The sequence below is a fragment of the Lentzea sp. NPDC058436 genome (assembly GCF_042721515.1).
Lineage (GTDB): Bacteria > Actinomycetota > Actinomycetes > Mycobacteriales > Pseudonocardiaceae > Lentzea.
The window spans coordinates 516,199-534,224 of the sequence record NZ_JBHXLF010000001.1 but is presented as its reverse complement, the minus strand read 5'-3'; the positions used below and the strand labels follow the sequence as shown (position 1 = coordinate 534,224).

The window sequence follows — 18,026 nt, the reverse complement described above, 5'->3', positions numbered from 1 at the left end:
TTTGGTTTCCCGGCCCCCCCACCCCGGGGGGGGGCAACCCGGGGGGCGGCCGGTGCCCCCCCCGCGCTGATGTCCGCCCGGTCAGCGGGCGCTCACTCGACGCCGATCATCACCTCGGTCGACTTGACCAGGGCGGTCACCGGCTGGCCCACCGTCAGCCCGAGGTCGGCCACCGCGTCCATGGTGATCGACGCGGTGACCTGCTGGCCGCCGTCGAGATCCACGGTGACCACGGCCATGACCGCGCCGTCCTTGATCGCGGCGACGGTGCCGGTGAGCTGGTTGCGGGTCGAAAGACGCACTTCGTTCTCCTCAGGTGGTCGAGTCGCCCGAGCATAGGTACTCGACGAAACCCTTGCCCGTCAGAGACTTCGCTCCTGATCCTCACCACTGGTACGGCAGGAACTTCCCGTCGAGGGTGACCACCACCCGGTCGCCGGCGGGGTCCTCGACGCGGTCGACGCTCATCCGGAAGTTGATGGCGCTCATGATCCCGTCGCCGAACCGCTCGTGGATCAGCTCCTTGATCGTGGGCCCGTAGACCTGCAGCACCTCGTAGAACCGGTAGATCGTCGGATCGACCGGCACCGCCGTCCCCATCGCGCCCCGCGTCGGCTGCGACACCAGTGCCCGGACCTGCTCGGCGGTCAGCTCCAGCAGCTCACCGGCCTTCGCGGCGACCTCGGCCGGTACCGGGTGCTGCCCCAGGAGCGCCGAGGTCGTCCACACCACCGGCCGGTCGAGCGCCTCCGCGATCGCCGCCCAGGTCAGCCCGAGCCGTGCCTTGACGGCCAGAACCGCCTGCGCCGCATCAGCTTTGGCGTTCACCGCGTCGAGTAGGAGTGCGCGCCCGTGCCGGCGAGCTTGCCGCCGTCGACGATCAGGTACTCGTCGCGGATCGGCGTGCCGGCGAAGAACGACTCCAGGATCTCCCGCGTGCCCGCCGCGTACCGGGCCTGCGCGGACAGCGAACTGCCGGAGATGTGCGGTGTCATGCCGTGGTTCGGCATGGTGCGCCACGGGTGGTCGGCGGGCGCGGGCTGCGGGAACCACACGTCGCCCGCGTACCCGGCCAGCTGACCGCTCTGCAGGGCGCGGACCACGGCGTCGCGGTCGGCGATGCGCGCGCGGGCGGTGTTGATCAGGTAGGCGCCGCGCTTCATCGTGCCGATCAGCTCGTCGTCGAACAGACCCTCGGTCTCGGGGTGCAGCGGCGCGTTGATCGTCACGACGTCGCAGTGCGGCACCATGGCCGCCGCCGACTCGTGGAACGTCAGGTTGTACTCGCGCTCGACGCTCTCGGCCAGGCGGTGCCGGTCGGTGTAGTGCAGGTGCATGTCGAACGGCGCCAACCGCTTCAGCACCGCGAGGCCGATGCGTCCTGCCGCGACAGTGCCGACGTGCATGCCCTCCACGTCGTAGGAACGCGCCACCGCGTCGGCGATGTTCCAGCCGCCGTCGAGCACGATCTGGTGCGACGGAACGAAGTTGCGCACGAGGTTGAGGATCGACATCACCACGTGCTCGGCGACGCTGATGGAGTTGCAGTACGTCACCTCGGCCACCGTGACGCCGTGCGCGATCGCTGCGTCCAGGTCGACGTGGTCCGAACCGATCCCCGCCGTCAGCGCGAGCTTGAGCTTCGGGGCGCGGGAGAGGCGTTCCGCGGTGAGGTAGGCAGGCCAGAAGGGCTGGGAGATGACGACGTCCGCGTCCGCGAGTTCCTGGTCGAACGTCGAACCGTCGCGGTCCTTGTCCGAGGTGACGACGAGCGTGTGCCCCTGGCTCTCCAGGTACTGCCGCAGCCCCAGCTCACCGGACACGCTGCCGAGCAGGTGTCCCGGGGTGAAGTCGATCGCGGACGGCGTCGGCAGCGTCTGGCCGCCCGGATAGCCGTCGAGGTGCGGCAGGTCGTTCCTCGCGTAGGTCTTCGGGTAGCCGTCGACCGGGTCGTCGTAGAGCACGCACAGGACCTTCGCCATTGCAGGTCTCCCCTTCGCCGGAAGTCGTGATCGAACGACTCCGACCCTCCTCCGGGGATCACCGCGCTGTCCAAGCGAACGTTTCTATCGCCTGATAGCCGGCTTCTATCAATGTCCGAGCAGGCGGGCGCTCTCCTCGGCCCTGTGCAACGCGGTCAGCAACGCGGCCCGGCCGGTGTGGTCGATGTCGTCGATCAACGCGTCCACGGCGGCTTCTCCGCCCCGCACCAACTTGTCGGCCAGTCCACGGTGGACGGACGCGAGGCTCGCGGCGTCGAAGTCGGGGCGGACGAACGTGAGCAGCAGCCGCACCTCGTCCTCGCAGCGGCGGTAGCTGTCGAGCAGGTGCCGGTTGCCGGCGGTCGCGACGATCGCCCGGTGGAAGGCGCTGTGCGCGTTCGTCAGCTCCCGCCACGACGGCCGCGGCGAGCGCTCGGCCAGCGCCTCCAGGCGTTCGGTCTCGGCCAGCACGGGCCCGAAGTCCGCGCCGGAGGCCAGCGCCATCCGCAGCGCGCCCAGTTCGAGCACCTTGCGGTAGTCGAAGATCTCGTCGATGCGGGCCTTGCTGAGCGGGGCGACGACAGCTCCCCGGTGCCGTTCGTGCGCCACCAGGCCGCGTTCGACGAGCAGCCGCAACGCCGACCGGACCGTGTGCCTGCCGACGTCGAACCGCGCGGCCAGGTCCTCCTCCCGGAACCGGGTGCCGACCGGGTGCGCGCCGTCGAGCAGTTCGCCGCGCAGAGCGGTGGCGAGCCGCTCGGGAGCGGCCATGACGATGTCCACGTCGCAGATTGTGTCACAATCGACTGAGTGTTGTTGCACAATCCGGGTGAGCAATGGGGAGCACGATGAAGATCGACGAGGTTCGTGTGCACGGCGAGTCCGGTCCCCCGGTGCTGCTCCTGCCCGGCGGCGCCGAGTCCTGCGACGGCTTCTTCCCCGGCCTGCGCGAGGGACTGGTGGAGGGAGCCCAGGTGGTCGAGTACGACCGGCCGGGCACCGGCACGTCCACTGTGGAGGGATCGCTGGCCGGCGCCACCACCGCGCTCAGCGCGTTCGTCGACCGCCTGGGCCGCGGCCCGGTCGTCGTGGTCGGGCAGAGCCTCGGCGGAGCGGTGGGAGCGCTGCTCGCCCGTGACCACCCCGAGCAGGTGGCGGGTCTGGTGCTGCTCGACCCGACGCCGATCAACGACCCGCGCTCCTGCGTGAGCATCGAACGCACGATGGTCGTGCTCGGCAAGCTGGCCACCGTGCCAGGAATCCGCCACCTGGTAGCGGCCGTGTTCCGCAACGCCGCGCTCCGCACGGCCCGTGGCCTGCGCCCCGACTGCGCCGCCGCGGCCGAGCGCACGGCGAACCTGGACATCCCGAAGCTGGCACGCGCCGTCCACGGCCTGACCGACCTCGCCCGCGGCTTCCGGGAGTCGGACCTGCCGCACCGGCCCGCGGTGGTGGTGACGGCCGAGCGCAAGCCGGGGCACGCGGTCCGGCAGGCCCACGAGCGGCTGGCCGCGGCGTTCGGCGGCGAGGTGCGGAGCTGGCCCGGGGCTACGCACGGCGTGCACCTCGATCACCCGGACGAGGTTCTGGCGACCGTGCGCGAGCTCGTCGACCGGGTGGCGACGGCGCGCTGACCCAGGACGGGCGGGCACCGCGCGCTGGCCCCACAACGGTCCGCGCAAATCCAGCGGACGCGTGCCCCTCCCATCGCTAGTGTCGAACCCGTTGCGAAATCCCGCCCGAGGACCCGAGGAGCGCTGATGCCCCAGACGACCGCCGGAGCTTCCGTTCGCCCCAGGGCGGCCGTGGGCGTGCACCGCAACTAGCAGCGCAGCACACCTCCCGGCCGCCGGACCCAGGCGCCCTCAGGCGCCTCCGTTCGCATCTCCGGGAGTTCCGCTGTGCCCGCACGTCGTCCTTCGTCTGTCGATCACACCGTCCGCCGGCTGAGCTGGTTCAACTTCTTCGGCGACTTCCGCCTGTACGGGCCGGTCATGGTCCTCTACTTCGCGCAGGTCACCGGTTCCTACACCGCCGCCGCCAGTCTCCTGGCGGCGAAGATGCTGTCCTCGGCGGCGTTCGAGGTGCCCACCGGCGTCCTCTCCGACCGCCTCGGCCGGCGCGGCACGATGACCGCCGGCGCCGCCGTCATGGTGGCCGCCCACGCCGGGTACGCCGGTGCCACCGGCTACGGACTGCTCCTGACGGCCGTGGTGCTGGAGGGGTTGGCGACCTCGTTGTGGAGCGGCAACAACGAGGCCCTGCTCTACGAGGCGTTGCTCGGGGCAGGGCGGGAGGACGAGTTCCCGCGGCACTCGGGCCGGGTCAACTCGATGTTCCAGATCGCGCTCGCACTCGCGGCGGCCGTTGGTGGCGTGCTCGCCGGCGTGTGGTCGCTGCACGCGGTGGTCGTGCTGTCGGTCGTGCCGCAGGTGTTGTGCCTGCTCGTCGCGCTGGGCGTCCGGGAGCCGCGGGTGCGTGGCCCGCTGGAGTCGAACGCGTGGGCGCACCTCGGATCGGCACTGCGCGGCCTTCGCCGCAGTCCGGTGCTGCGCCGGATGACCCTGGTGTCGGCGCTGCGGTACAGCGGCGAGAGCGCGGCCCAGTTGTCACCCGTGTTCGTGGCGGGGCTGTGGCCTCTCTGGGCGCTCGGGTTGTGGCGCACCTTCGGCCACGTCGTGGCGTTCGCCGGTTTCCGGGTCAGCGGCTGGGTCGTCGGCCGTGTGGGCGCGGCACGCACGCTGTTCTTCGGCGAGTTGTTCGACGCCGTGGTGAACCTCGTGGCGCTGCTCAAGCCGACGGTGGTCTCGCCGCTGCTGCTCGGGTCTCCCGCCTACGGCGTGTCGACGACCGCCCAGCAGACGTTGCTTCAGCACGAGTTCACCGACCGGGAACGAGCGACGATGGGCTCGCTCGCGTCGTTGCTAGGAAGCGTGCTCTACGCACTCGTCGCGCTCGGAGCCGGTCTACTGGCGGACCGGTGGGGCATCGTCGTGGCTTTGCTCGCGATCCAGGCGGTGGTGCTGATCGCGCTGCCGCTCGTGCACCGCCAAGCGCGTGGAAGTTGCGTGCGGATGACGGACGCGCGTTGACGAGGTTGCCGACCAGGTCCTAGGGTCGGAACAGCGTGAAATTGAAACGTTTCAATCGGCCGCCTGCGTTGTCAGAACTCCACTAGCCAGGAGAACGCGATGCGAAGTCGATCCCTGCTGCACGCTCCGACAAGACTACTCTGCGCAATATTCTCGACACTCTTGGTCATGTCCCTGGTTGTCGCGGTCCCTGCCGCGGCGGCTCCCGCCGACCTCTCCGGGGCACGCTGGATCTGGTACCCGGAAGGAAGTCCCGCGGTCTCCGCCCCTGCCGAGACCCGCTACTTCCGCCGCACCTTCACCCAACCGGCCGGGCAGGTCGGCGAGGCACGGCTGACCGTCACCGGTGACGACACGGTGGACGTGTGGCTCAACGGCGAACCGCTCGCCGCGTCCGCTCGCGGGACCGACTCGTGGCAGCGGGCCCTCACCGTCGACCTGCGGTCCGCACTGGTCACCGGCACCAACACCCTCGCGATCGCGGTGCGCAACACCAGCGCCGGTCCGGCGGGTCTCGTCGCCCGCGCGCGGATCGTCACCGGTGGCGCGGCGGCGGACCTGGTCACCGACGGCGCGTGGAAGGCGGGCCGCAACGCCGGTGAGGGCTGGGAACGGCCCGGCTTCGCCGACGGTTCCTGGCCCCAGGCCGCCGACCTCGGCTCGTACGGGGCCGAGCCGTGGGGCAGCCGGGTGACCACGGCCGATCCCGGTGAGGCGTCGCCGTTGTCCGTCACGTCGACGACGACGGAACGACGTGTCGCCCCGCTCGGCGTGGACGCGAAGCGGCCGAGGTTCGGCTGGGTGCTCGGTTCCTCCGCACCGGGTCAGCGCCAGGGTTCCTACCAGGTGCTCGTCGCGAGCACGCGGGCGCTGGCGGACGCCGGGACCGGCGACGTGTGGGACAGCGGCCGGGTCGACGACGAACGGTCCGTCGACGTCGTCTACGGCGGTCCGGCCCTGACCTCGCTGACCGGCTACCACTGGCGGGTGCGCGTCTGGGACACCCAGGGACGAGCCGGCGCGTGGAGTGCGGTCTCGACGTTCGAGACCGGGCTCTACAACCCCGCCTCCGAGTGGCGCGGGGCGTTCATCGGCGGTCCCGCCGGTCAGGGCTTGGACGGCGCCACCTGGATCTGGTACCCGGAGGGGTCGCCGACCAGCGGCCTGCCGGTGATGACGAGGTACTTCCGCAAGACCTTCACGCTGCCGTCCGCGACCACGGGCACTCTCGCGGTCACCGCCGACGACACGGCCACCGTGTGGCTCAACGGCGAGAAGATCTACTCCAGCCCGCAGGTCGCGGACTCGTGGAAACGGGCCGGCGTGATCGACCTGTCCGGCAGGCTGCGGTCCGGCGCCAACACGATCGCGGTGTCGAGCTCCAACACGTCGGACTCCCCCACCGGTCTCGTGGCCAAGCTGACGGCCGGTGGCGTCGTGGTGCACACCGACGGGAGCTGGAAGGCGTCCACCGCGTCCCCTGCGGGCTGGGAACAGCCCGCGTTCGACGACGGCTCCTGGCCGCAGGCACGGGCACTGGTCGGCATCGGCGGGGCGCCGTGGAACGACCAGGTCGTCGTCCCCCAGCCGGCTCCGTTGCTGCGCAAGGGTTTCTCGGTGACCAAGGCCGTGCGCAGCGCCCGGTTGGTCACCACCGCGCTCGGCCTGCACGAGACGCAGCTCAACGGCGCCAAGGTCGGCGAGGACGTGCTCGCTCCGGCGTGGACGGACTACAACAAACGCGTCCAGTACAAGGTGCACGACGTCACCGGCAAGATCCGCCAGGGTGACAACGCACTGGGCGCGTGGCTGGGCAACGGCTGGTACTCCGGCAGCCTCGGCATCGGCGGCAACCGCCTCTACGGCACGCAACCGTGGTACTCGGCGCAGCTGCGACTGACCTATGTGGACGGTACGACGGAAACCGTGGCCACGGACGGGACCTGGAAGTACAAGTCCGGTCCGATCATCGCCGACGACCTCTACCACGGCGAGCACTACGACGCCCGCCTCGCGGTGCCGGGATGGGACGGCGCCGGGTTCAACGACAGCGGCTGGCGCTCCGCGCAGGTGAAGCAGGGCGCGTTGCCGAACCTGGTGGCGCAGGTGGACGCCGGCACGAAGGTCCAGCAGGATCTGCGGCCGGTGGCTCTCACGCAGCCCAAGCCCGGTACGTGGGTCTTCGACCTCGGCCAGAACTTCACCGGCTGGAACCGGCTGCGGGTGCAGGGACCGGCGGGCACGACGATCACGTTGCGGCACGCCGAGGTCCTCAACCCCGACGGCACGCTCTACACCACGAACCTGCGGGCGGCCCAGGTGACGGACCAGGTCGTGCTGGCGGGCACCGGCCAGGCCGAGACCTTCGAACCGAGGTTCACGGTCCACGGCTACCGCTACGTCGAGCTGACCGGGTTCCCCGGCACGCCCACGCTCGACACGCTCATCGGGCGGGCGGCCTGGACGAACGGCGCGGAGATCGGCGGGTTCGACACCTCCGACACGATGCTCGACAAGCTGCAGAACGCCATCGTGTGGGGACAGCGCTCGAACATGCTCTACGTCCCGACCGACTGCCCGCAGCGCGACGAGCGACTGGGCTGGACCGGTGACATCGCGTCGTTCGCCCCGACGTCCACGCACAACATGGACGTGTCCGCGTTCCTCGACAAGTTCACCGACGACATGGTCGACGCGCAACGCTCCGACGGCGCGTTCACGGACGTCGCGCCCAACGTCAGCAACATGGGCGCGGGCACGGCGGCGTGGGGTGACGCGGGCGTGATCGTGCCGTACACCCTGTGGCAGCGCTACGGAGACCTGCGCGTGGTCGAGGACAACTTCGCCGCCATGACGAAGTGGGTCGACTACCTGCGCTCCACGGCGGAGGCCGACCTCATCCGCGACCGCGGCGGGTTCGGCGACTGGCTCAACGTGAACGACGACACCCCGCGCAACGTCATCTCGACGGCGTACTTCGCGTGGTCCGCGCGCCTGGTGTCGCGGATGGCCCAGGCCATCGGCAGGACGGCGGAGGCATCGACGTACGGCACTCTCGCCGACCAGGTCTCGACGGCGTTCACGAACAGGCTCGTGGCCGCGGACGGCACGGTCTCCGGCAACACGCAGACCGGCTATGCGCTCGCGCTGGCGTTCGGGCTGGTGCCGCAGCAACGCGTTCAGTCCCTTGTGGACAAGCTGGTGGCGAGGGTGCGTGCCGCGAACAACCACCTGACCGTCGGGTTCGTCGGCGTCTCGCACCTGCTGCAGGTGCTGGCCGACCACGGGCGGACGGACGTCGCGTACCAGATCCTGACGCAGCCGGACTACCCCGGCTGGGGCTACATGGTGAACAAGGGTGCGACGACGGTGTGGGAGCGGTGGGACGGCATCCGGCCGGACGGGTCGTTCCAGGATCCGGGGATGAACTCGTTCAACCACTACGCGATGGGGTCGGTCGGCGACTTCCTCTACCGCACCGTGGGCGGGCTCAGCTCGGCCTCTCCCGGCTTCCGGTCGCTGGTCATCGCCCCGAAACCGGGTGGTGGGCTCACGTCGGCCAAGTCGTCGCACCGCACGCCGTACGGTGACGCGCTCAGCGAGTGGACCACGTCGGGAGGACGCCTCACCCTCCACACCGTCGTGCCCACCGGGACGTCGGCGGTCGTGCGTGTTCCGGCGGCGAGTGCCGCGGCGGTGACGGCTCCGCCTGGGGCCGTTCCGCTCGGCTACGGCTCTGGCGTGGCCTCGTTCCACGTCCCGGGCGGTGATCACGTCTTCACCGCACCCGCGTGATCGGGTAGCTCGACGGGCGCGGGGCACTCAGCCTCGCGCCTGTTCGATAATGACGGACATGAAACTGTTGCCCGTCACCGCTTCCGGAGCGCAGGCCGCCTGCCTCGACGTCGGCGCCGGTCGTCCGAGCGTCTACCTCGGCGGCCTCGGACTGGCGAGCACCGTCACGTTCGCGCCGGTCATCGGCCATCCCGCGCTGGCGGGCAGGGGCCGGCACGTGCTGGTCGACCTGGTGGGCAGCGGCTGGAGCGACCACGACGACGCGTTCTCGCACACGATCGACGAGCACGCGGCCGCTGTGGCCGCGGTGATCGACGCCCTCGACCTCGGCGCGGTCAGGCTCGTCGGGCACTCGCTCGGCGGTTCGGTCGCGATCAGCCTGGCGGCGCAACGTCCCGACCTCGTCGGTGAGCTGGTCGTGGCCGAGCCGAACCTCGACCCCGGCGTCGGAACGATGTCGGCGCGGATCGCGAGCTTCGACGAGGACGACTTCGTCGCGACCGGGATGGACGCCATGATCAACGCGGAGGACACGTCGATGGGCGTGCGCACGCTGCGCCGGTGGTCACCGCGCGGGCTGCACCGCACCGCCGTGTCGCTGCTGGCGGAGCGGCCGGCGACCTTCCGCGCGCAGCTGACCGCGCTGTCCGTGCCGAAGCGCTACATCTCGGGCGAGCTGAGCGCGGAGGACCTCGACGGCCTGCGCGCGACCGGGTGCGACGTCCGCGTGGTGCCCGATGCCGGGCACCTGATGATGGACGACAACCTCGACGGGTTCGTGAAGTTGCTGACCAGCTAGACGAGGACGTCCCGCAGGACCCGCAGCACGTTCTCCCCCAGGATCTTGCGGATGTCGGCCTCGGCGAACCCCCGCCGCACCAGCGCGTCGGTGATCTTCGGCAGGTCCGACGGACGGGCCACCTCGGCGTGCGCGGTCGTGGCCTCGAAGCCGGGCGGGAGCATCCAGCCGCCGTAGACCTGCTGGTAGTAGTCGTCGATGAAGTCGGGGCCGAGGCCGACGTGGTCGATACCCGCCACCTCGACGATCCGCTCGACGTGGTCGACGACCCGGTCCGCCGTGGGGTGCTCGGCGTCGATGAAGAACGGGATCGCCGCCGCCACCCCGATCACGCCGCCGAGCCGCGCGATCTGCTTGATGTGGTCGTCGTGCAGGTTGCGGTGGATGTCGGTGATGCCGAGGCAGGCCGAGTGGGTCGCGAGGAACGGCCGGGTGGCGAGTTCGAGCACGTGGTCGACGCCGCCGACACCGAGGTGGCTGATGTCGAAGACGATGCCCAGCTCCTCCATCTCGCGCAGCACCTCGATGCCCTGCGGGGTGAGGCGGCTGCGCGACGTCGCGTCGAGGCCGCTGCCGTCGGCGAGGAACGTGCGGCCGAAGTGGGCCATGGAGATGACGCGGACGCCCACCCGGTGCAGGGTGCGGACGAGCGCGGGGTCCTGCCCGATCCCGTGGGCCCCTTCGAGCGCGATGACGAAGGCGATCTTGCCGGCGGCGACGGCGGCGTCGATCTCGGCACCGGTCACGCACACGGCGACGTCGTCGCTGTGCTCGGCGGCGAGGCGGTGGATGCGCTCGACGAGCAGAAGTGTGCGCCGCAGGCCGCCCTCGGACTGGAAGGCCTCTTCGAGGCAGATCGGCAGGATCTGGACGTCGACTCCGCCGGTGCGCAGTTCGGGGAGCCAGAAGTCCCTGAAGTGGCCGGGCTTGTTGCGCTGGTCGAAGTGGTCGACCAGCAGGATGAGGTCGTTGTGGCAGTCGACCACCACGGCGTCCTGGTGCAGAGACATGATCATCCTGTGGGTTCGCGGGTCCTCGTCCACGGCAGCGTAACGGCCCTCATGCCTGCGTGAACGCGCAGAACGTCGCGGCACAACGGGGCCGCAGTCGACATCTGTCGCGTCAGATGTCGCCGAGAAGCCTTGCCGCCTTGATGCCGAGGTGCAGGACGAGGCGGCGTTCGCCGTCGCTCAGGTCGAAGCCGGTGAGCTCCTCGATCCGGTGCAGGCGGTGGTAGATCGTCGCCCGGTGCACGCCGAGGCGTTCGGCCACCGCGCGCGAGTCGCCTGCGCGGTCGAGGAAGGTCTCCGCCGTGAGCAGGAGCGCGGGGTCGGCGTCGAGGAGCGCGGTGATCGCCTGCGCGACCCCCATGCTGCGCAGTTGCTCGCGCGGCTGGGCGACCAGCAGGGCGTAGATGCCGAGCGCGTCGTGGCGGGCGACCGGCCGGAACACGGGGATGACGTCGGCGACCCTGATCGCGTCGAGGGCCTGCCGGTACGACGTCGCGGCGTCGGCCAGTCGCGCCGCCGGACGGCCCACCCCGGCGACCACGGCACGCCAGCGGTCGGTGCGCCCGAGCCGTTGGGACACCGACGAGCACAGCTCGTCCGCGAGGCGGGGAGCCCGCTCGGTCGCGCGCTGCGTCACGACCAGCAACCCGTGGGTGGGGCGGACCAGGAACATGCTCTCGCGGAACGGCATCGTGGCGGCGGTCGCGCGCAGAGCCGCCCCGAGTGCCAGCCGATCGCCCTCGTCGACGTCCTGACCGGCGACCGGCAGCGGCGCGACGACGATCGCCACGACGCCACCGCGCGCCGCGTAGAGGCCCGACTCGACCAGCCCGTCGGCGGCGAGAGTGCGCGCCACGTGGTCGTCCGACATCAGGTCGCGGAGGAACTCACCGACCCTGGCGTCGTGCAGCTCGCCCAGCGCCCGCTCGCGGAACAGCACCTCCGCGGCCTCGTCGGCCGCGACACCCGCGAGGGCCAGGCCGGCGTCGTCCACGGGCTCGTCGGCGTCGATGAGCCACAGGTAGCCGAACTGGAAGTCCTGGAACCGGATCGGGATCGCGACCCTCGGCAGCAGGTCCTCGGTCCCGGGAAGGCGCACCGGACCCTCCGCGCGGGCGAGCCGGAACCGCCGCAGCCACGCGACCGCCTCCGGAGGGGCCTGGCGGGTCAGGACCACGCGCGCCCGCATGTCGTCGATCGGGCCGGCATGCGCGCTGTAGGCCAGCAGCCGGAAGTGCACGTCGTCGACCGCGACCGCCCGCCCCAGTTGCCGGGCCAGCGTGTCCACCACCCGCTGCAGGTCCTCGCTCACAGGGCCGCGCTCACCATGCCTCTCGTCGTTCGCGGTGCCACCGGTTCGGTGGTGAATGTAGCCTGATCGGCCCATCGACGAGCAGGCCTGCACCGCAGTTCCTCACCGTCGGACTTCTCCGCGAATCACGGCAATAACGAGAAAACGCGATGAAGAACGCCTGGACGACTATCAGGATTCACGGTCGTGAACCGACAATCGCCGATCGTGTTCACAAGTGTGATCGGCGAAGATTTCCGCTGTTCAGCGCGTTGATCGATTCGAAAGGTGATGAGCTGCGCGTTCGACGGATTCGACTTCGGAATTCGACTCGACGCACGGAATTCCGGCGTTGACGCCGGCAGAAGAACGCTCTTAGCATCCGGCGAGAACCCGCCGCGCGTCCGACCGAAAACCCTTTTCCTCAGCGTCGAGAACTGGAGTCCTCATGGGCATTTCGGAGCAGCCCGCGCGTCCGGCGCGTCAACGCCGGATCCGGGCGGGCCTGGCGTCGGGTGGCGCCGTCGTCGCCCTGGTCACCGTGCTCGCCGCGTGGCCCGGCATCGCCGCGACCGCGAACGCCGCGGGCACCTACGTGCTGAAGAACGCGGGCAGCGGGCAGTGCCTCGACGCGGGGACGAGCCCGTCGAGCGGAACGCAGCTGCGGCAGCAGGCGTGCGCAGGCCAGGAGTGGGTGCTGACCGACGTCAGCGGCGGGGTGCGGATCACCGCGGCGGGCCTGTGCGTCGGGGTGCGCGAGGCCTCGACCAGCGCGGGCAAGCCCGTCCAACTGGAGACGTGCACCGGTGCGTCGAGCCAGGTCTGGGCGCTGACCGCGAACGGCACCGACTACCGCCTGGTCAACGCGAACGGCGGCAAGTGCCTCAACGTCAAGGACAACGCCACGTCGGCGGGAGCGCTGGTGCAGACCAACTCCTGTGACAGCGCCGCGACCAAGCAGTGGACGCTCGCGCCGTCGGGCGGGACGACGACCACGACCACCACCACGACCACGACGACCACCGGTCCGACGACCACGACGACCGGCACACCGCCCGCCAACGCGCTGTACGTGGCACCGGCCGGCCGTGACAGCGCCTCCGGCACGATCTCCGACCCGACCACGCTGACGTCCGCACTCACGCGAGTGGCGTCCGGCGGCACGATCTTCCTGCGCGGCGGCACCTACAGCTTCTCGCAGACCGTGACGATCCCGGCCACCAACAACGGAACCTCCGGCGCGCGCAAGAAGCTGACGGCCTACCAGGGCGAGACGCCGGTGCTGAACTTCTCGGCGCAGAGCGAGGACCCCGCCAACCGGGGCCTCGCGGTGAACGGCTCGTACTGGCACGTGCACGGCATCGTCGTCGAGCGCGCCGGGGACAACGGCATCTTCGTCGGTGGCAGCAACAACATCTTCGAGCGCACGGTCACCCGGTTCAACCGCGACACCGGTCTGCAGCTGTCCCGGGCGCTGTCCAGCACCCCGAAGGACCAGTGGCCGTCCTACAACCTGATCCTGAGCGCGGAGTCGCACGACAACGCCGACTCGGACGGCGAGGACGCCGACGGGTTCGCGGCCAAGCTCACCTCCGGACCCGGCAACGTGTTCCGCTACTCCGTGGCGCACAACAACATCGACGACGGCTGGGACCTCTACACCAAGTCCGACACCGGCCCGATCGGCGCCGTCACCATCGAGGACTCGCTGGCGTACAAGAACGGCACGCTGAGCAACGGCGGTCAGGCCGGCAACGGCGACCGCAACGGGTTCAAGCTCGGCGGCGAGGACATCGGCGTCAACCACACGATCAGCCGGACGATCGCCTACGACAACGGCAAGCACGGCTTCACCTACAACCGCAACCCGGGCTCCATGAGCGTGTCGAGCAACCTCAGCATCGACAACGACGAGCGCAACTTCTCGTTCGACGCGGGCAGTTCGACGTTCCGCTCCAACACCTCCTGCCGCGGCAGCAGCGGGAGCAACGACAAGGTCGTCGGGAGCTCCGACTCCTCCAACCAGTTCTGGGCCGGCTCCAACGGGTCCCGCTGCTCCTCCTACAGCGGAGCGCTCGGCTGGTCGTTCGCCTCCGACGGCAGGCTCGTCGTGACCCTCGGCGGCAGGACCGTCGCCCTCTGACCACCGTCGCCACCAGGGCAGGCCGGGTCAGTGCGTCAGCCGCGCTGACCCGGCCTGCGGCACGAGTTGTCGAACCGTCGTCGAAGATCGCCGTCGAACGGAGTTTCGACGGCCACGACCCTGCATGATGTTAACGCTCACATCCCGGAGCCCTCACCCCTGCCACGAGGAGCCGGTCCATGCGTCGTCCCCTGCCGCGTGCCGTTCGTCCCGCACTGATCGTCCTGACCCTGGCCGCCGCGGCCGTCCTGCCCTCCGCTCGGGAGGCGTCGGCCGCCGGACCCGTCCCGCACTACCTGATGACCGCGTTCACGAACAGCAGCGAGTCGAACATGCACGTCTACGACTCGGCGAACGCGACGAGCTTCACCGGCGTCAGGGCGAACGCCTACACGCCGCCGTCGGGCCTGATCCGCGATCCCAGCGTCATCCGGCACACCGACGGCTACTACTACATCGTCCACACGACCGGCTGGACCGGCGACACGATCGGGTTCGCCCGCAGCGCCGACTACGTGAACTGGACGTTCCTGCGCACCGTCCGGGTAGGACTGAACGGGACCACCGGCAGCACCTGGGCGCCGGAGTGGTTCAAGGACTCCGACGGCAGCGTGCACGTGGTCTTCTCCGCGTCCACGACCGGCACCGCGGGGCAGTTCCGCCCCTACCGGATCACCGCGACGAACGCGGACCTGTCGGCGTGGAGCAGCCCCGTCGCACTGGGAATCCCGGCGAACTACATCGACAGCTTCCTGGTCAAGGTCGGCGGGACGTACCACAACTTCCTCAAGAACGAGACCACGAAGTACGTCGAGCACGCGACCGCCACCTCGTTGAACGGGCCGTGGACGTTCGTCGGCACGGGGAACTGGGCGGGCTGGGGCTCCGGTCTCGAAGGGCCCGCGCTGGTTCGGCTGCCCGACGGCCGCTGGCGCGTCTACTTCGACCAGTACGGCCAGGGGCGCTACTTCTACGCCGACAGTGCGAACCTCACGACGTTCGGCGCCAAGGCGGAACTGAGCGGGCTGTCCGGCACCGCGCGGCACTTCACCGTGCTGCGGGAGGACTCCGGTGACGGCACGGCGGTGGCGACGGGCGCGAGGTCCCTGCGCTCGGTCAACGCGCCCGACCGCTACGTCCGGCACCGCGACAACCTCGGTTACCTCGAACCGGCGAGCTCGTCCAGTTCCCTCCAGACGCGCCAGGACGCGACGTTCACCGTGGTGGCCGGCCTGGCCAACGCGAGCTGCTACTCGTTGCGCTCGGTGAACTTCCCGGACCGCTACCTGCGCCACTACGGCTTCCGCGTCCGGCTGGACACGGGCACCGGTGACGCTGCCTTCGCCCGTGACGCCACGTTCTGCGGCCGCGCCGGACTCGCGGGCGGCACGTCGTTCGAGTCCTACTCCCACCCCGGCCGGTACCTGCGCCACCAGAACTACGAACTGCGCGTCGACTGGCGCACCTCCGACACGGCGTTCGCCGGTGACGCGTCCTTCACCGTCACCGCACCACTGGCCTGAAAGGACAGTCGATGAAACCCCTGCTGCGACTGGCCGTGCTCGTGCTCGCCGTCCTGGCCTGGATACCCGTGCCTCAGGCAGGTGCGACGCCCGCGGTCCGGTACACCAACCCGATCGCCGAGAAGCGCGCCGACCCGCACGTCTTCAAGCACACCGACGGTTACTACTACTTCACCGCGACCGTTCCCGAGTACGACCGGATCGTCCTGCGGCGTGCGACCACCATCCAGGGACTCGCCTCGGCGCAGGAGACCGTGATCTGGCGCAAGCACTCCAGCGGCGAGATGGCCGCCCACATCTGGGCACCGGAGATCCACTTCATCAACGGCAAATGGTACGTCTACTTCGCCGCGGGACGCAGTGACGACATCTGGCGCATCCGGATGTACGTGCTGGAGAGCACCGACCCGTTCAGCACGTCGTGGACCGAACGCGGCCGCATCACGACACCGTGGGACACCTTCTCGCTGGACGCCTCCACGTTCGTGCACAACGGCGTGCGCTACCTGACGTGGGCTCAGCAGGAGCCGGGCATCTCCACGAACTCCAACCTCTACCTGGCCCGCACGGGCTCGACCCCGTGGACGATCACCGGCACGGTCACCCGGCTGACGGTGCCGACGCTGTCCTGGGAGACCCGCGGCTACAAGGTCGCGGAGGGGCCGTCCGTCCTGCAGCGCAACGGGAAGGTGTTCCTCACCTACTCGGCCAGCGCCACCGACGCGAACTACTGCCTGGGACTGCTGACCGCGTCGGCTTCGGCCGACCTGCTCAACCCGGCGTCGTGGACCAAGAGCGCGAACCCCGTCTTCACCACCAGCGCGGCGACCGGGCAGTACGGGCCGGGCCACAACTCGTTCACGGTGTCCGAGGACGGCACGAGTGACGTCATGGTCTACCACGACCGCAACTACCGCGACATCAGCGGCGACCCGCTCAACGACCCGAACCGCCGCACCCGCGTGCAGAAGGTCTACTACAGGGCCGACGGCACACCGGACTTCGGCATCCCGGTCCCCGACGGCGCCACCCCGGTGCGGCTCAGGACCTACGGCTCCACCGACAGGTTCGTGCGGCACTGGGAGTACCGCGCTCGGGTCGAGGCGAACGTGTCGCCGCTGGCCGACTCGCAGTTCAGGATCGTCACGGGACTCGCCGGTTCCGGCACGGTGTCGCTGGAGTCGACCAACTTCCCCGGCTACTACCTGAGGCACCGCAACAACGAGCTGTGGGTCGAGCGCAACGACGGCAGCACGCTGTTCCGCGACGACGCGAGCTTCTTCCAACGCGCGGGACTCGCCGCGAGCTCCGCCACGTCGTTCGAGTCGAAGAACTTCCCCGGGCTCTACATCCGCAACAGCAACGGACTGCTCCACCTGCAGTCGATCACCGACGCGCAGGGGCGGGCCGACGCGACGTTCGCACTGGAGTGACGAGATGAGGACAATCGCGCTGATCTTCACGATCGCCCTGACCATCGTCGTGACCGCTTCACCGGCGGTGGCCTATCCCCTGCCGGGCCGGGTCACCGGGGACGTGAGCGTGCACGACCCGAGCGTGGTCAGACGTGCCGACGGCAGCTACCTGGTGGCGCACACCGGCACGAACATCGCGCTCAAGACCTCCACCGACCGGATCGCGTTCCGCAACGCCGGTTCGGTGTTCCCCGGCGGGGCGTCCTGGACCACTCCCTACACGAACGGCGACCGCAACCTCTGGGCGCCGGATCTGTCCTATCGGAACGGTCAGCACTGGCTCTACTACTCTGCCTCGACGTTCGGCTCGAACAGGTCGGCGATCTTCCTCGCCACCAGCCCGAGCGGGAACTCCGGCACGTGGACCCACCGCGGCCTGGTCGTCGAGTCGCGGACCTCCGACGACTTCAACGCCATCGACCCCGACCTCGCCGTGGACGACCAGGGCCGATGGTGGCTGAGCTTCGGCTCGTTCTGGTCCGGCATCAAGATGGTCGCGCTGAACCCGTCCACCGGTTTGCGCTCGGACTCGTCGATCCGCTCCCTCGCCGGCCGGAACGGCGGCCCGATCGAGGCCCCGAACATCGTCAAACGCGGGGCCTACTACTACCTGTTCGTCTCGTTCGACTACTGCTGCCGGGGCGCGTCCAGCACCTACCGCGTCATGGTCGGCCGCTCCACCAGCGTCACCGGCCCGTACGTCGCCCGCAACGGCACCGCCCTGACGTCCGGAGGCGGCACGGAGATCCTGGCCGGTCAGGGCAGCGTGCACGGACCAGGACATCAGGACGTGCTCGCCGACGTCGACGGCGACCTCCTGATCTACCACTACTACACCGACACCGGCGCGTCACGGCTCGGCGTCAACCTGCTGGCCTACGACTCCGCGGGCTGGCCGTTCCTGCGGTGAGGAGAA

At 70.1% G+C, this 18,026-nt stretch carries 14 protein-coding genes; 8 read left to right on the top strand and 6 right to left on the bottom strand.

The window, feature by feature from the left end; genetic code table 11:
- Nucleotides 1–92: 92 nt before the first annotated feature.
- The 4 genes from ACFWN2_RS02300 to ACFWN2_RS02285 all read right to left on the bottom strand — a co-directional run bounded on the left by ACFWN2_RS02300 (nt 93) and on the right by ACFWN2_RS02285 (nt 2,765).
- A complete protein-coding gene (locus ACFWN2_RS02300) occupies nt 93–302 on the bottom strand; it encodes a molybdopterin-binding protein (RefSeq protein ID WP_382424328.1) in 210 nt (69 codons plus the stop codon).
- 82 nt (nt 303–384) lie between these two features.
- Nucleotides 385–828, bottom strand: coding sequence for a cyanase (gene cynS, locus ACFWN2_RS02295; protein WP_382424326.1), 444 nt, complete (start codon nt 826–828; stop codon nt 385–387).
- Nucleotides 825–1,982 carry an NAD-dependent formate dehydrogenase gene (locus ACFWN2_RS02290; protein ID WP_382424324.1) on the bottom strand — a complete coding sequence of 386 codons (1,158 nt, stop codon included), beginning with the start codon at nt 1,980–1,982 and terminating at the stop codon, nt 825–827. Before ACFWN2_RS02290 ends, cynS begins: the two co-directional genes overlap by 4 nt.
- Before the next feature lie 108 nt (nt 1,983–2,090).
- Nucleotides 2,091–2,765 carry a GntR family transcriptional regulator gene (locus ACFWN2_RS02285; RefSeq protein WP_382424322.1) on the bottom strand — a complete coding sequence of 225 codons (675 nt, stop codon included), beginning with the start codon at nt 2,763–2,765 and terminating at the stop codon, nt 2,091–2,093.
- A 65-nt stretch (nt 2,766–2,830) separates the two neighbouring features.
- Between ACFWN2_RS02285 and ACFWN2_RS02280 the strand changes: the two genes are divergently transcribed.
- The 4 genes from ACFWN2_RS02280 to ACFWN2_RS02265 all read left to right on the top strand — a co-directional run bounded on the left by ACFWN2_RS02280 (nt 2,831) and on the right by ACFWN2_RS02265 (nt 9,668).
- On the top strand, nt 2,831–3,616 hold the full coding sequence (locus ACFWN2_RS02280; protein ID WP_382424321.1) for an alpha/beta fold hydrolase: 786 nt from the start codon (nt 2,831–2,833) through the stop codon (nt 3,614–3,616).
- A gap of 267 nt (nt 3,617–3,883) precedes the next feature.
- Nucleotides 3,884–5,074, top strand: coding sequence for an MFS transporter (locus ACFWN2_RS02275; protein ID WP_382424319.1), 1,191 nt, complete (start codon nt 3,884–3,886; stop codon nt 5,072–5,074).
- Between the two features lie 168 nt (nt 5,075–5,242).
- Nucleotides 5,243–8,869: a family 78 glycoside hydrolase catalytic domain gene (locus tag ACFWN2_RS02270; protein ID WP_382424317.1), complete on the top strand. Its 3,627-nt coding sequence runs from the start codon at nt 5,243–5,245 to the stop codon at nt 8,867–8,869.
- Nucleotides 8,870–8,927: 58 nt separating this feature from the next.
- Entirely contained in the window at nt 8,928–9,668 is a 741-nt protein-coding gene (locus ACFWN2_RS02265; RefSeq protein WP_382424315.1) for an alpha/beta fold hydrolase, read from the top strand.
- Here ACFWN2_RS02265 and ACFWN2_RS02260 read toward each other — a convergent pair.
- Together ACFWN2_RS02260 and ACFWN2_RS02255 are read right to left on the bottom strand one after the other, a co-directional pair.
- Entirely contained in the window at nt 9,665–10,678 is a 1,014-nt protein-coding gene (locus ACFWN2_RS02260) for a dipeptidase (RefSeq protein ID WP_382424313.1), read from the bottom strand. The genes ACFWN2_RS02265 and ACFWN2_RS02260 overlap by 4 nt on opposite strands.
- Before the next feature lie 112 nt (nt 10,679–10,790).
- Entirely contained in the window at nt 10,791–11,990 is a 1,200-nt protein-coding gene (locus ACFWN2_RS02255; protein WP_382424311.1) for a PucR family transcriptional regulator, read from the bottom strand.
- A gap of 427 nt (nt 11,991–12,417) precedes the next feature.
- On the opposite strand from ACFWN2_RS02255, the gene ACFWN2_RS02250 reads away from it, so the two are divergent.
- The 4 genes from ACFWN2_RS02250 to ACFWN2_RS02235 all read left to right on the top strand — a co-directional run bounded on the left by ACFWN2_RS02250 (nt 12,418) and on the right by ACFWN2_RS02235 (nt 18,020).
- Complete coding sequence (locus tag ACFWN2_RS02250; protein ID WP_382424310.1) at nt 12,418–14,112, top strand: RICIN domain-containing protein; 1,695 nt, start codon at nt 12,418–12,420, stop codon at nt 14,110–14,112.
- A 179-nt stretch (nt 14,113–14,291) separates the two neighbouring features.
- Nucleotides 14,292–15,635 carry a glycoside hydrolase family 43 protein gene (locus tag ACFWN2_RS02245; RefSeq protein WP_382424308.1) on the top strand — a complete coding sequence of 448 codons (1,344 nt, stop codon included), beginning with the start codon at nt 14,292–14,294 and terminating at the stop codon, nt 15,633–15,635.
- A gap of 11 nt (nt 15,636–15,646) precedes the next feature.
- Nucleotides 15,647–17,068: a family 43 glycosylhydrolase gene (locus tag ACFWN2_RS02240; protein ID WP_382424307.1), complete on the top strand. Its 1,422-nt coding sequence runs from the start codon at nt 15,647–15,649 to the stop codon at nt 17,066–17,068.
- 4 nt (nt 17,069–17,072) lie between these two features.
- A complete protein-coding gene (locus ACFWN2_RS02235) occupies nt 17,073–18,020 on the top strand; it encodes an arabinan endo-1,5-alpha-L-arabinosidase (RefSeq protein ID WP_382424305.1) in 948 nt (315 codons plus the stop codon).
- Nucleotides 18,021–18,026 lie beyond the last annotated feature (6 nt).

Coding starts and splice junctions, on each gene's coding strand:
- ACFWN2_RS02280 (WP_382424321.1), top strand. CDS start 2,831: ATGAAGATCGACGAGGTTCGTGTGCACGGCGAGTCCGGTCCCCCGGTG.
- ACFWN2_RS02260 (WP_382424313.1), bottom strand. CDS start 10,678: ATGTCTCTGCACCAGGACGCCGTGGTGGTCGACTGCCACAACGACCTC.
- ACFWN2_RS02250 (WP_382424310.1), top strand. CDS start 12,418: ATGGGCATTTCGGAGCAGCCCGCGCGTCCGGCGCGTCAACGCCGGATC.
- ACFWN2_RS02235 (WP_382424305.1), top strand. CDS start 17,073: ATGAGGACAATCGCGCTGATCTTCACGATCGCCCTGACCATCGTCGTG.
- ACFWN2_RS02290 (WP_382424324.1), bottom strand. CDS start 1,982: ATGGCGAAGGTCCTGTGCGTGCTCTACGACGACCCGGTCGACGGCTAC.
- ACFWN2_RS02240 (WP_382424307.1), top strand. CDS start 15,647: ATGAAACCCCTGCTGCGACTGGCCGTGCTCGTGCTCGCCGTCCTGGCC.
- ACFWN2_RS02265 (WP_382424315.1), top strand. CDS start 8,928: ATGAAACTGTTGCCCGTCACCGCTTCCGGAGCGCAGGCCGCCTGCCTC.
- ACFWN2_RS02270 (WP_382424317.1), top strand. CDS start 5,243: ATGTCCCTGGTTGTCGCGGTCCCTGCCGCGGCGGCTCCCGCCGACCTC.
- ACFWN2_RS02245 (WP_382424308.1), top strand. CDS start 14,292: ATGCGTCGTCCCCTGCCGCGTGCCGTTCGTCCCGCACTGATCGTCCTG.